Source organism: Moorena sp. SIO1F2 (assembly GCF_010672755.1).
Classification (GTDB): Bacteria; Cyanobacteriota; Cyanobacteriia; order Cyanobacteriales; family Coleofasciculaceae; genus Moorena.
The window spans coordinates 1-14,086 of the sequence record NZ_JAAHFV010000022.1 but is presented as its reverse complement, the minus strand read 5'-3'; the positions used below and the strand labels follow the sequence as shown (position 1 = coordinate 14,086).

Annotated in this window: 9 protein-coding genes; 1 reads left to right on the top strand and 8 read right to left on the bottom strand. The window is 45.1% G+C overall.

Translation table 11 applies throughout. From position 1 onward, the window contains the following. Positions 1-1,082: 1,082 nt before the first annotated feature. A complete protein-coding gene (locus F6J94_RS04785) occupies positions 1,083-1,298 on the bottom strand; it encodes a hypothetical protein (RefSeq protein ID WP_293037454.1) in 216 nt (71 codons plus the stop codon). A gap of 135 nt (positions 1,299-1,433) precedes the next feature. Between F6J94_RS04785 and F6J94_RS04780 the strand changes: the two genes are divergently transcribed. Continuing rightward, the gene (locus F6J94_RS04780; RefSeq protein WP_293037451.1) at positions 1,434-1,577 is read left to right on the top strand and encodes a hypothetical protein; all 144 of its coding nucleotides are present in this window, start codon (positions 1,434-1,436) and stop codon (positions 1,575-1,577) included. Here the strand turns inward: F6J94_RS04780 and aroB are convergent. The 7 genes from aroB to F6J94_RS04745 form a co-directional block, all read right to left on the bottom strand. Further along, positions 1,526-2,650, bottom strand: a complete 1,125-nt coding sequence (gene aroB / locus F6J94_RS04775) for a 3-dehydroquinate synthase (RefSeq protein ID WP_293037448.1) — start codon at positions 2,648-2,650, stop codon at positions 1,526-1,528. The genes F6J94_RS04780 and aroB overlap by 52 nt on opposite strands. A gap of 159 nt (positions 2,651-2,809) precedes the next feature. Continuing rightward, positions 2,810-5,197 (bottom strand): ATP-dependent Clp protease ATP-binding subunit, encoded by a 2,388-nt coding sequence (locus F6J94_RS04770; protein WP_293037445.1) that lies wholly within the window; start codon positions 5,195-5,197, stop codon positions 2,810-2,812. A gap of 143 nt (positions 5,198-5,340) precedes the next feature. After that, positions 5,341-6,975 carry an HlyD family efflux transporter periplasmic adaptor subunit gene (locus F6J94_RS04765; RefSeq protein ID WP_293037442.1) on the bottom strand — a complete coding sequence of 545 codons (1,635 nt, stop codon included), beginning with the start codon at positions 6,973-6,975 and terminating at the stop codon, positions 5,341-5,343. Positions 6,976-7,421: 446 nt separating this feature from the next. Continuing rightward, positions 7,422-10,397 carry a peptidase domain-containing ABC transporter gene (locus F6J94_RS04760; protein ID WP_293025650.1) on the bottom strand — a complete coding sequence of 992 codons (2,976 nt, stop codon included), beginning with the start codon at positions 10,395-10,397 and terminating at the stop codon, positions 7,422-7,424. A 461-nt stretch (positions 10,398-10,858) separates the two neighbouring features. Continuing rightward, on the bottom strand, positions 10,859-11,590 hold the full coding sequence (locus tag F6J94_RS04755) for a peptidylprolyl isomerase (RefSeq protein ID WP_009149356.1): 732 nt from the start codon (positions 11,588-11,590) through the stop codon (positions 10,859-10,861). Between the two features lie 733 nt (positions 11,591-12,323). Next, the gene (locus F6J94_RS04750; protein WP_293037436.1) at positions 12,324-13,238 is read right to left on the bottom strand and encodes a PEP-CTERM sorting domain-containing protein; all 915 of its coding nucleotides are present in this window, start codon (positions 13,236-13,238) and stop codon (positions 12,324-12,326) included. A gap of 191 nt (positions 13,239-13,429) precedes the next feature. Next, positions 13,430-13,966 (bottom strand): hypothetical protein, encoded by a 537-nt coding sequence (locus tag F6J94_RS04745; RefSeq protein WP_293037434.1) that lies wholly within the window; start codon positions 13,964-13,966, stop codon positions 13,430-13,432. Between the last annotated feature and the right edge of the window lie 120 nt (positions 13,967-14,086).

Genomic DNA, 14,086 nt, shown 5'->3' with positions numbered 1-14,086 from the left:
AACTGGAACCGAATTACAACGAATTGCCACTACTGCTAAGGTCGCATATTTTTTAGCTTACGGCAAAAGAAGCCCCTGACATTTTAACGCGCAGCATAATAAGTGTGGGATTAATTTTTCACAGGGTATGCATGGAATTGCTATAATATATGTACTGGTAAACAAAGCCGTTCGCGTAGCGTGGCCTACGGCCTTAAATGCTGGTTTGTCAGGACAACAGTCTTAAAAAAAACACCAAGAAAACAGAGCGGCAGCGATGCAGCGCGGTCTTGGGGGTTTCCCCCACTCGCTATTGCATCAAGAGAGGGCAGTCCGTTCTTAAAGCCCAGCGCCTCCTAAGCAATAGCCGGATTGGCGCTTGTTGCCTACACTGAACCTGAAAGGTCAGTTTAGGAGCTGTCACTTAATTTCACCCTTAACGTTGGGCAATAAGCCCTGTGCCCATAGTTTTGGGGAATTTTGGTGTAACAATTGCAACCATACCCTAAATTGAACAAGATGAGTGACCCATTCCCCCACCACGAGAACGCAGGTGGGGGTCTGAGAACTGCCTATTGTGGTATAATTGGTTTAGCTTGAGCGGTACGGTAAAGGACAGAACAAGATTCTGAGCAACCTAGAGGCACGACCTCTCAACGCCAGGGAAAACAAACCTGTAAATCCTGTGTAGTCGGTTTATATACGTCAGACTCTAGGTAAAATTTTCTAATACAAGCCCCATAGCGGAAACGACTTGGGGGAGAAGTCCAGCAAAAGTCCTGGCTTTTCGGCGCGAATGCCGCCTGTCGCGAGGGATAAACCCTTGTAATCAAGACGGACACCCCCACCTCCCGTAGCAGTTGGGGGGAGCATTCATAACTAGATTGGGGCCAATGTCTACCCTAGCTCATTTTCAAAATTTTGCGATTTCTCGATCAACTTTCCTTAATGGCTATGGAGAATGGTGTGGGCAAATCGTTTCAGCCCCCTAGGGTAACCTTGGGATAGTCTTACCCAGTAAGGGATTGAGTGACATGAGGGGTAAAACCCTTTAGCCGATTATCAATGGTTTCATAGCATCTTCGATAGATGTTAATAACAAGTTACCAAACCTTGACATTTGAGTTGGGAGTCGGGAATCGGGAGTCGGGAGTCGGGAGTCGGAACCCACCCCTAACCCCTCCCAGGAGGGGAACGGGAATCGGGAATCGGGAGTCGGGAGTCGGGAGCGGTGCGACCTGTAGCGAATTTAATTCGCCACGGGTCGCACCTGTAGAATGGGCATCTTGGTGGAACTGGCATCTTGGTGGAATGGCCATCTTGGTGGAATGGCCATCTTGGTGGAACTGGCATCTTGCCAGTTTCCTCCTTATTTTCAGGCGGGCAGGATGCCCACTCTACTCCTATTCATTCAAAGACTGACGCAACGCCAATAAAACTACCTACTCGCCCCTTTGTCAAAAACCTACCCTTGTAAGCTACTGCCTATTCCCTACTCCCTACTCCCTACTCCCTATTCCCTATTCCCGATTCCCGATTCCCTTTGCTATAGCTGCATTTGCCGAAGGACTTCCCTAATCACATCAGTTGGCACCTGATCTGTCAAGGTTACTTCACCAATCTTGGTAGGCAAAACAAATCTTACCTTACCCTCTTTTACTTTCTTATCAGTTTGCAGGGTATCAATAATCGCATCAATATCTAGCCCACTGGGTAACTTAGTAGGTAGTCCAGCTTTTGCGATTAAAGCATCCTGGCGTTCGGCATCTTCTGAGTGCCACATCTGGAGTGCCACGGCAATCTGGCCTGCTGCTACCATTCCAATCCCTACCGCTTCCCCATGATTCACTAACTTGTAGCCAGTTAAGCTTTCTACGGCATGACCAATGGTGTGACCATAGTTCAAAATTGCTCTGATCCCAGCTTCTTTCTCATCCTGACTAACCACATCTGCTTTAGCTTGGCAAGACCGAGAGAGAATTGTTTCTAATAAATCCTTTTTCAGGTAACGCAATTGGTCAAGTCGCTTCGATTCCTCTAGTTTCACAAATAGCTCTTCATCCCAGATAATCCCATACTTAATCACTTCTGCCATCCCTGCTCGCAATTCTCTGGCTGGCAATGTTTTTAATACCGACGGGTCAATTAAGACAAATCGTGGTTGATGGAAGGCACCGATCAAGTTTTTGCCCTTGGGATGATTCACCCCGGTCTTGCCACCAACTGAAGCATCAACCATGGCCAACAGAGATGTGGGAACCTGAACGAAATTAATTCCCCTTAGCCAAGTGGCAGCAGCAAATCCTGTCATATCCCCAATTACTCCACCGCCCAATGCCACTAGAGTCGAGGAGCGTTCTAGGCGGTTTTCTAGGGCAACATCATAGATCTTTTGGATAGATTTGACAGTTTTGTATCGTTCACCAGCAGGCAGGGTAAGGCTGGATACCTGATATCCCACTAACTCCAAAGCTGCGATCGCTCTTTTCCCATATCTTCGGAAAATCGCTGGATTAGATACCACTAAAACTTTTTTGCCCAACTGTAGACGGCTCATCCAAACCCCAATATCATCTAAGCCACCTGTGGTCATCTTGCCATCAGGAAGGTGTTGTGCGATCGCAATATCATAGGAATGTTGTGGTAGAGCAACGGGAATAACTAACTTCATGAGGAGGAGCCTTTTTCCTGGTTAACTATGGCGCTGTATATATCTACTAAAAATAAATATGTAGATGTAGATATATGTTAGAGGGATTGCAGGCAACCCCTCTACAGATCCAGCCTTGAAAGTCCAGCCTAGAAGGAAATTTGGCATCACTCCTTAGCACTAGCAAACACCAACTGGTTGCAGCAGCCTTTTTTGGACATTACCAGATAATACCTTGACCTGACCGTGCTCATCCACATCAACAATTGCTGTATCACCCTCTTGAATCTGACCAGATAGCATGGCTTCGGCTAAGCTATCTTCTAACAAGCTCATAATTGCCCGTCGTAGAGGTCTAGCACCATAGCTTGGTTCGTAGCCTGCTGTGACTAAGTGGTCTTTGAATCGCTCTGTGACTTCGAGGGTAATTCCTTTCTCTTGTATAGAGCTAGAGATTTCCTGGAGCAGGATGTCAGCAATTTCCTTAACTTCATTCTTCTTGAGCTGACGGAAGACAATTATCTCGTCAAGGCGGTTGAGGAACTCAGGACGGAAATAGTCTTTGAGATTTTCATTGACCTGAGTGCGGATCTGGTTGTACCTAGATTCATCTTGGTTATTTGATGACTCAAAGCCAAAAGCACTACCTCCTTTTTCAATCACTTTAGAACCAATGTTGGAGGTCATGATTAATATTGTGTTCTTGAAATCTACAGTACGACCTTTAGCATCGGTTAAGCGACCATCATCTAACAGTTGCAACAGTACATTGAAAACGTCAGGGTGAGCTTTCTCGATTTCGTCAAATAGTACCACCGAGTAGGGCTGGCGTCGGACAGCTTCGGTAAGTTGACCACCTTCGTCGTAACCCACAAACCCTGGAGGAGAACCAATCAGCTTGGAAACAGTGTGGGGTTCCATATATTCCGACATGTCAAGGCGAATCATCTTGTCTTCTGACCCAAACAGGTAGGAAGCCAAAGATTTAGCCAGTTCTGTCTTACCAACTCCAGTCGGACCAGAGAAGATAAAGCTAGCAATCGGTCGATTAGGATCCTTTAATCCAACTCTTGCCCGACGAATTGCCCGAGACACAGCAGTAACAGCTTCGTCTTGACCAATGATCCGCTCGTGCAAAGTTTCTTCCAAGTGCAGTAGCAGAGCTGATTCAGATTCCGTCAGTTTATTGACCGGTATCCCAGTCCAAGACGCTACAATCTGAGCAATGTCTTCTTGATCCACAATCGGAATAGTTGGAGATGGGGATAACTTACCTTCAATTCCCTCACTCTCCCACTCTGATTCTGCTCTAGCCCTTGAAGAAGGCTTTGAGTGCATCAAATGAACCCGACTCCCAGCTTCGTCAATCAGGTCAATGGCTTTGTCGGGTAAATAACGGTCGGAGATATAGCGGTCTGATAATTGAGCTGCAGCCAGTAACGCTTGCTCGGAAATCTGGACTTTGTGATACTCCTCGTAGGTTGAGCGCAAACCATGGAGTATGTCAATGGTATCCTCTACAGAAGGTTCCGAGACCATGACTGGCTGGAAACGACGTTCTAGTGCTGCGTCTTTCTCAATATACTTCCGGTATTCATCCAGAGTAGTAGCTCCCAAGCACTGGAGTTGACCTCTAGCGAGAGCAGGCTTAAGCAAATTAGCCGCATCCATACCCCCTTCTAAGGATCCAGCACCGACTAAGGTGTGAATTTCGTCAATGACTAGGATAATATTCCCGGATTGCTGGACTTCAGAGACAATCTGCTTGAGCCGTTCTTCAAAGTCTCCCCGGAAGCGAGTACCAGAAACCAATAAAGCCATATCTAGGCTAATCACTTGTTTGTCTGCCAACAGGTCTGGAACATCTTGAGATAGAATCCGTTGGGCTAGACCTTCTGCGATCGCAGTTTTCCCAACTCCAGGTTCCCCTAGTAAGATCGGGTTATTCTTGCTACGACGACCTAAAATCTGGACCACCCGCTCGATTTCCTGCTGACGACCAACCACCGGATCCAGTTTTCCCTCTGCAGCTAACTTGGTCAGATTAGTTCCAAATTCTTCTAAGGTAGCTTTCTGGTTTTGAGTATTCCCTATAAACGAGGAACCTTGTCCCTTAGCAGTTGTTGCTGCTGTTAATTCTGCTATCGTACTAATGACATGGGTGCGTAATTCTGTGAGGTCTACACCCAGGTTTACCAGTACTTGAGTGGCAACGCTGTTCCTGTCTTGAATGATAGCTAGCAACAAATGTTCAGTATCGATGTAGTTGTGTCCTAGTTGCTTAGCTTCCTGGAAAGATTGCTGGAAAACTTCTTTGGCTTTGGGGGTGAAAGGGAGTTCTGAGCTAAACATTCTCGAACCCCTACCCACAGTATTTTCTACCGAGTAGCGAGCATCTTCGAGGGTAACACCAAAATCACTCAGCACTCTGGCTGCCACAGCTGTTCCTTGTGCAATCAAACCCAACAGCAGTTCCTCAGTTCCTACGAGGCTGTGTCCCAAGCGACGGGTTTCCTCCTGAGCGAGCATGATGGATTTGATCGCTTTATCTGTAAAATGTTCAAACATCGCCGGTTCACCTTACCGAATTTAAGCAGTGGGTGAGAGATCACCCTGGTGTAAAGTTTTATGTACTTTACTTCCATCAATGTACCCATCTGTGCTTAAATTCAGCAGTCGGTAGAACCGTAATCTTGAGGAGTGGTTGCCGCCTAACGCATTTTGGTAAAGCTTTCAGTCTTATCCAAAAACATCTCGGTGAAAATACTCATCACTGTTCGCTTACGCACCTGGATATTGGCACTGATAGACATACCCGATTGCAATGGCACTTCTTTGCCATAAGCTTTAATGTACTGTTGATCCAATTTAATTTTGGCAGGGAAAGTATAGTCTTGACGCAATTGCGCAGGATCCGGTGGTAGGGCATCAGAACCAATAGATAGTACCTCCCCTTTGACATCACCAAACTCACTAAAGGGAAAAGAGTCAACTCTGACTTCGGTTTTCATACCTGCTTCCACAAACCCGATGTCTCGGTTGGTCAGATATACCTTAGCAATCAGAGAGCTACCGGGAACAATTTTGAGCACTGGCTCACTGGTATTGGCAACAAAACCAGGAGTTGAGGGTTGCAAATCAAAAACTGTTCCATCAACAGGAGCTCGTAGTTCTTGATAGCTTAGGGTTAGTTGAGCCTGCTGCAACTGGCTATCAATTTCAGCCATCTGTTTATTGTTATCAACAATGCGTTGATTTAATTGACTGATAATGCTAGCTATTTGGGTGTTTATGCTATCAATCCTTTCTTTATTTTGGGCCATCAAATCAGCCAGTTCTCGTTGAGAAGACGCAATGGTATTGAGTAGACTCGCTCTGACCCCAGCAATTTCTTTTTGCAAGCGTTGTTCTTCTTCAATCCTAGCGTTTACCTCAGTTTGGCGATTTTTGACCTCATTTTGCTGCCTCAAGAACTGAATCTTAGAAAAGCCCCCCTGTTCAAACAGGGGCCTGAGGTCTGTCAGAATACCCTGCTCAACTGTTAGGATGTCTCTGCCATTGGCAAGTTGAATCTGATTCTGTTTCAGCTGTTCCTGTAGGGAGCCAATTCTACTCTCAAGTTCAGCAATCCGAGCGTCAAGTGCAGCAGTACCATATTGTAAACGAATTCGTTGTTCAGGGTTAAGATTAGCCCTAGAAGAACCTCCACTAAGTTGAGCGCGATAAAGTCCAATTTCTGACAGTAGCGTGTTTCGACTAGCGATCAGAGAAGGCAGTTGTGAGGACAGTTGTATATCCATACCTGGTGGTGGTACAGGTGGATAATTAGGATTACTAATTGCAGCTTGATAAAACTGGTTTTCTCTGATTAAGGTAGCGCGACGTTTATTGAGAGACGTGAGTTGAGCCTGAGTAGCTTTGGGCTCAAAGGAAAGGAGCAAATCCCCTTCTTTAACCCGCTGTCCTTCCTTAATATGAATTTTTGTTACCACTCCACCCACAGGAGCTTGGACTTCTTTAACCGCACCTTGTGGCTCTAGCTTGCCCCGAGCGGGAACGGCATAGTCAATTTTGGCAAAGTAAGCCCACACCATACCAAAAGTTGTTAGACTCAACAGTGCCCAGAGAATGGCATGAGACCAATGGGAGGATTGTTCTAGAATAACTGGCTGGTCGAATTCGATGTGACTATTAGAAGCACGATGTCTATCTCGGGTGTCTTGAGGAACTGTGGTTTTGCTAATAGTACCGACAGCACCTATGTTGATTTTTGGATTTGGTTTGGAACGATTGCCATTACCATTGCCATTACCATTGCCATTACCATTGCCATTATATTGGCTCATCGTTATTAGCTCCTGCTATTCGTTAATACTTGGGAAAGTATGAAGTATGAAGTATGAAGTATGAAGTCTAAAGAATGAAGTCTAAAGAATGAAGTCTAAAGAATGAAGTATGAAGGATAAAAGATAAAGAACGAAGGATAAAATCTAAATAACGAATAATGTACTAATTATCTGGTTGACTAATTAAATATTTAGTAACTAATAATCACCTCACTCATTGCTCATTTTTATCACTTACTTTAGGGGGAGTTAGCCAAAACTTCTTTCTTTCAATTGATAGCCTCTGTACAACCAACTCCCCGACCACTAGTATTTTTTTATCCTTGAGCCTAGTCTATCCGACACCAAGGGTTAAACCAAATAGCAACTGCCAAGACAATACACACTTCATAATTCTTCATACTTAATCCTTCACCCAATATTGCTTCATGCTTCACCCTTCATAGCTACATTTGAGCATCTTGTTGCATGTAGAGGCAATAGTAACGACCTTTCTGAGCCATCAGTTCATCATGAGTACCTTGCTCTACTATTGAACCCCGATCCATCATCAAAATGATATCAGCGTTGCGAATGGTTCCTAGGCGGTGGGTAATGAACAATACCGTGCTTTGTTGAAAAGCTTCCGCTAGATTTAAACACACTTGCCGCTCGGTGTCATAATCGAGGGCGCTGGTGGCTTCATCTAATATCATTAACTGGGGTGATTGCAAAATCGTTCTGGCGATCGCAATACGCTGTCGTTGTCCCCCGGAAAGACCTGAACCCCTTTCGCCAACGCTGCTATTGTAACCCAAAGGCAATTCCATGATAAAATCGTGGGCCACTGCTATCTTTGCTGCCTGAATAATTTCATCACTGTCTGCATCAGGATTGGTCAGAGCAATATTCTCTTGAACGCTTCCCTCAAACAAGAGGGTTTCCTGAGGCACAATCCCAATCTGACGCCGCAGGGAATAGAGTTCGACTTTCGAGATATCGTAACCATCCACAATGATGCGACCGGACTCTGGAGCATAGAGTCTAGCCAAAAGTTTGGTCATGGTACTCTTACCGGAACCACTTTGACCCACAATCCCTACAAATGAACCGGCTGGAATCTCCACATTAATGTTATTTAGTTGCATTGGTCCACTCTTGGCAAAGCGAAAGGAGAGATTTTCATAGCGAATGTCTCCCCTGACAGAGGGCAAGGGGATATTACCCTGGTCTGCTTCAGTCACTTCTTGGGGTGTATCGACAATGTCACTAAGGCGTTCGAGGGATAGGGCTGTAGACTGGAAGTTTTGCCAAAGTTGGGCTAAACGCAGCAAGGGACTGGTAACGTAGCCCCCAATAATCCGAAAAGCAATCAAGCCCCCTAAGCTTAATTCTCCATTTAGTACTAGATAGACCCCTACCCACAGCACAAGTAAACCAGAGAGTTTGTTCAAGAAGGTGCTCATAGAACTAGCAGCGGTAGAGGTTAGCACATTCTTGAAGCCTTCACTAACATAGCGCCCATATTTCTCTTGCCATTTCCAACGCGATCGCAATTCAATATTCTGGGCTTTAACGGTGGAAATGCCAGATAACACCTCCACTAGATAGGATTGGGTTTGAGCATTCCGTTCTGCTTTAGTGCGTAGCTGTTGCCGGACAATTGGGGAAACGATCAGGGTCAGGAGCATGAACAAAGGAATCACTGACAAAGTCACCAGGGTCAGCACCCAACTAAACATGAACATGACCACGATGTAGATTACAGAAAAGACTGAATCTAACACCACGGTTAGGGCTGTCCCGGTCAAAAACTGGCGGATATTTTCTAGCTCATTGATGCGAGTGGACAACTCCCCAACGGGTCGTTTCTCGAAATAGTTTAAGGGTAAGCGCAACAGGTGATCAATAATCTCGGAACCGAGAGCCATATCGATACGGTTGGTCGTATCTACAAACAGGTAGGTACGGAGGGTGATTAAAACCCCCTCAAAAACCGACACCACCAACAGTAAAATTCCCAGTACTTGCAAGGTATCGGTACTGTTTTGGGAAATCACTTTGTCAATCAGTACCCGGATAATCAAGGGATAGGCTAGACCCAACAGTTGGACAAAGAAAGAAGCAATTAAAACTTCCGTCAATACCTTGCGGTAACGAACGATAGAAGGCCAAAACCAACTCAGACCAAACCGCTGGGTAGGGGTGTCTTTGGTAGGTTTTAACAGAAGTACCTGCCCGCCTTCTCCCCAGTTTTCTTCAAAATCCTTGGGTTTAAGCTTTTGAATTCCCAGCTGTGGCACCGCCAGCACTATTTGCCGTTCACTGGCTTCATAGAGAATAGCTAAGCTATCGTGCCACAACAGCATCGCTGGGGTCGGTAAACGTTTGATAGCGTGAGCTGGTATTGTTGCGAGTTGGGCAGTTAATCCCATCAGTTCTGCCACTGCACCACAGTGCTGAAGGGAGATTTGACCGGTGCGAGCATGCTGGTTTTTTAGCACCTTCCGTATACTATCTTTGCGGAAAGGCATTTTAAAGTACTTACTCAGCATTTGGAAACAAGCCAAGGATTCCTGCACCGCTCCTTTACCCCGTATAAAGGGGAATTTTGTAGGAGTTGTTTGCTCAGGGTAAATCGTCTCGGGAGCCTGATCCGGTCGGTCTGGAGCCTGGGGAATATCGTCTTGTATACTGGGAATTGTATCGGTAGGCTCAGCCAGGGTTTCCGAGTCAGTGGCGGTTTGCTCAGAGAAAATAGCTTCTGGAATTCCCACCAAGCGCGTTGCGCCATGACCATTGACCTGTAAGCTAGACAATGCTTCTGAACTCAGACAAGACCCTACTGGTAAATTGGCGGCTGCTCCCCCACTCACAAACCATACTCGATTGGGGTCGAGTTGGCTCGACATTTGCTTGCCCCGAGGTAGGTTATAAACTAAAGCGTCTGACCAGGCATACATGGCAAGTGCTTTGAGGTCAGTCTCTGCCTCAGCCCGACGCCCCAACTCTGTTCCCAAAAGATCAAAGATTTCCACTAGACCACAACGGGCTTTGAAGGCATCTGAGAAAGATTTTTCTGTATCTAGCAGCCCTAAGAAGTCAGCCGCATTGATGGTGACACAAACGGCTTCCACCGATGCGATCGCAGTTTCACACGGTACTCCCCTGACCAAACTTACCCAGCCAATAATCGCTCCTGGTTGTAGTAATTTGAGGGTTGTGGGGGTTTGACGGCGTTGGTCATAGCCAATCAGACGGGCTTTACCTTGGAATAGAATCGAGACTTGGCCTGGCATTTTATCCCTGACCACAATTGTCTGACCCATGCGGTAGCGCAACAGTTGGCAACTAGTGGACAGTTTTTGCAGTGCCGCCCTTGACAATTTATTGAACGGAGAAATACCAGCTAGAAACTCTTGAATTGTTGTTGTATAGGTCATTGAGCCTCTTAGGATTTGAGATTAGTTAGCTTTAGGGTGAGATTAGTTAGCTTAATTAAATTTGATAACAGCTTCTCATGGGGTATTTATTAGGATATGCTAGGCATAGTAGGTATGTCTTTTATGTAAAGACTCTGTAACGCACCCATTGACTTGCTTAGCGCTTCTTTCATCAAGAAATGTAACTAGTTGGCTATGCTATGATGGGAACAGGCAAAGTCTATTGAGACTAGCCTTAAAGAACAAAAATTTTCCCGATCACCATAGACTACTCATAATTTAGCCACGGCACAGCTTGAGGATTACCATATCCCCAAGCTAGAGGAGTTTTTTGGAATCTTGCCCATCTGACCCTGGATCAGCCAAAACTATTAGCCAATTCCCGCCTATCTTCCCCCAAATCCGGAATCAATGCCCTCTCTTTAGTTTCTTGAGTTTAGTTTCAGAAGAAAGTAAAGTCGTTAATCTAGCGCCGCTAATTGCTGATTCAGTTGCTCACTTAGCCAGGTACTGAAACATTCATTCAGCAGTCGCTGGCGCATCGAATCATCTAACTGCGCTGGCATAAACTTCTCCAAACGCACGATTAACAGCCATTCTCCCAAGCGTGTCGGTGGGAACAGTTGTCCGGGTTGGCTCAGGCGAAGCATTTGGGCTAAGGCGGGGTGAGGTACGCTCAGTTCCACCGGACCGATTAATCCCCCAGTCTGAGCTTCTGGTCCTTGGGAATATTCCCTGGCTAGGTCAGCAAAAGACTCTTCTCCTTCTTGAATCCGGAAATAGATTTCTTGGGCTACCCCTGGGTCTTTAGTCCGAATCAGGGAATAAATCACCCGGTCTAATTGTCCCTTCCGTTCCAGAAAATAAGATTCCAGTTTGTGACTCCAGGTTTGTTGTTTGTATTTCTCAATCAGAATACTTCGTACCGCTAGGGCTTCTAATTGAGCTGGATTCATACCACGCTGCTTTAGCCAAGCCTGTTTAGCCGTCTCGTCAATGAGCTGATTTTTTTCCAAGAACTGCTGATAGGCTTGAGCCTTCTCCTCTGGTGTGCAGCTTGCGGTAGCCACTGCCTCGTCAATGATAATCTCACGGATTAACGGTGGCAGCAATTGGTAACCAGCTAGCAGGGGAACAATTTCTTCTGCACTAATAACGCGATCGCCTATTCGTAAAACTGTAGTTGTCCCCATAAGAAATGTTGTGCTATGTGGTAGCGCTAGGTGGATAGGATGGAGATCTTACCCACAGTATATTATAATTCCTAATTTTCAAGCTTCAACAGTACAGTTTTTCCACATTCACGAAAATAGGGTATTGGTAATAGCTAATTGGTAATGGTTACTGGGTAACTGACTACTGATACCACACTACTTGATATCATTGCTTAGTTCAGTAAGGCCATTGATTGTGCCAAGCCCCAAGCAGCTTTTGGTTATTGGTTGAGGGTCAGATCTAAGCTTCTGGGCTGACGGCTAATAGCTGATAGCTGACTACTCGCCACTTGGTATCACTATATATTAAGTTTTAAAAAGATTTGGGAAAGCGAGAAAGTTCTGCTCATTGGACCATTAATAATAACACGAGGAGCACAAGCCCTAGAGCACGGAGCTATTACAAGGCTATTACAAGTTGCGGAGATTGATTTTACGTTGGTCACTGATTAGCATAATAAGTATTATTTCCTAATAACATAACTCTGATTATAGAGCATGTGTAACTTTGTATGACGGTCTTTGGTAATTAGTCTAAGTTAAGAGATTGTCATGCCGTTGGGATAGGCGTGAAGCGAAACTATTGCAGAATATAAATCTGACCTGGCGTTCTGTCATGATTAGAATTACTGAGCAACCAAAACTCGCTCCTTGTCGCTCTAGTTCATTGGTCCGTTGTCTGTAGTCCATTGTTCGCGGGTTTCCCCATTAGCTAGCTCTGTGTTTTACTAGTTCCCTCAAACTTTTTTTTGTGTTTGTTCAACTTACTTCTCACACCTATTGCCCCAAGGGCTAGTAACCCCAATACAGAGGTTGGTTCTGGAACTGAGGTAGGAGGATCTGGTTGTGGAATTGAGGGAGGATCTGGTTGTGGAATTGAGGGAGGATCTGGTTGTGGAATTGAGGGAGGATCTGGTTGTGGAACTGAGGGAGGATCTGGTTGTGGAACTGGGGGGGGATCAGGTGCTTCGAGTCTGACTACATTGACATTATCGATTAGTACTCCTGAATCAAAGGCACCATCTCCCACATCTGTCACACCTATGGTCAGGGTGTAGGTTCCAGAGCCAGCAATTGTCTGAGAGTAGGTGCTAAAACCAGTTTCATTCACAAAGGGTGTCTTGGAATCAGCTAATACTGAGAACGTATCAGCCAAACCATTCACCTGACCGGAAATTCCCACAAAAGCGAAGTCATTAAAATACTCAGAACCGAAATCATCTGTGAGGAAGTTGTAATCAAAATTAATAACATCTCCTGCTTCTGCTGTAAAGCTAGTTCTGATTGCTGATCCTTCAAACACCTCCCCCTTTCCATTGCCGATCTGATCCAGCGCTGTAATGTCCAGCTCTAGAAAATCGGCTAGCTCCATGAAGTTCTCTTGTTCCTGGGGAAGGAATGTATCTAGCTGGGCATAGGAACTGCCGTCAGTAGGTTTACTACCAAAACCTGCGGTGCGCACAGAAGCACTACCCAATGTTTCCCAGCCCGTAAAATTGTTTTCAAAACTACCATTAGTGATGATGATGGCTGAGGCAGGATTAGTATCAAATAGACTGGCCACACCGATCAGGCTGACAATACCTGTTCTCAAAGAGAAGCACTTGTGGTTTTTAAGGTGAAACATATTTATTATCTTTGTTGAGAACTAGAGATTAGTCATGGGTAGATGCTTCCCAGTTCCAAACTGGATATTTTTTCCGAGTAGACGCTGGAAACCAATCTGACAGTCTTGGGTTAAAGACTGACCGGATTCCTGATTGGTTCCAAACGTAACCTCGAAGCTGATCTTGACAATCCTAAATCACCTGTGGTTAATCATCCGATGATAAAATCGCCATCAACTATATCTATAGTTAGATCGTTTGTATCAACATTTTTCAGGGTAGCTAATGTTCTGAAGGGGGTGTTGCCTTGAAGACCATCTCGATCTACTTTAATAAGAGCATGTGAACCAAACTGATCAATTTCCAACTCAATTTTCAACCAATCTCCAAGATTTGCATCTGAATTCAAACCTTGGTTGTGAACAAGATCCCAAAAGAAACCAGAGGTTAGAACCACAATATCTTCATCGTTGGGATCGAAGTTTTCGATGATGTCCGTCCTCTCGGAAAAGTTCTTATACCAGATCACATCAGCATAATTATCAATACCAGGGTTGATATAGTCACCTCCGGGACCTCCGAATAGACTGTCAGCACCCCCTTGGCCGTAGATCTCATCTCGTACAACTTGTTCATCGCTACCTCGGAGGTCGTCATCGTGCTCTGTGCCATTTATTTGATTAATCTCTGTGTCATTTCTTTGATTACTGTTTATGCCATTTTTTTGATTAATAAGTCGTCCGCTCATAAGTGTTTAGTATGTGCTAACTCTGTGGGTTGTGATTGTTTTAATCATTTAATTTTAAGTCATTAGCAGTAAATATAATTTTCTCTATTAACGAGAAAATTATGCCTCTGCTAATGACTA

Bases quoted from the DNA above. Each gene is read 5' to 3' on its own strand.
- F6J94_RS04765 (WP_293037442.1), bottom strand. From the start codon at position 6,975: ATGAGCCAATATAATGGCAATGGTAATGGCAATGGTAATGGCAATGGT.
- F6J94_RS04785 (WP_293037454.1), bottom strand. From the start codon at position 1,298: ATGGCCATTCCACCAAGATGCCAGTTCCACCAAGATGCCCATTCTACA.
- F6J94_RS04750 (WP_293037436.1), bottom strand. From the start codon at position 13,238: ATGTTTCACCTTAAAAACCACAAGTGCTTCTCTTTGAGAACAGGTATT.
- aroB (WP_293037448.1), bottom strand. From the start codon at position 2,650: ATGAAGTTAGTTATTCCCGTTGCTCTACCACAACATTCCTATGATATT.
- F6J94_RS04770 (WP_293037445.1), bottom strand. From the start codon at position 5,197: ATGTTTGAACATTTTACAGATAAAGCGATCAAATCCATCATGCTCGCT.
- F6J94_RS04755 (WP_009149356.1), bottom strand. From the start codon at position 11,590: ATGGGGACAACTACAGTTTTACGAATAGGCGATCGCGTTATTAGTGCA.
- F6J94_RS04760 (WP_293025650.1), bottom strand. From the start codon at position 10,397: ATGACCTATACAACAACAATTCAAGAGTTTCTAGCTGGTATTTCTCCG.
- F6J94_RS04745 (WP_293037434.1), bottom strand. From the start codon at position 13,966: ATGAGCGGACGACTTATTAATCAAAAAAATGGCATAAACAGTAATCAA.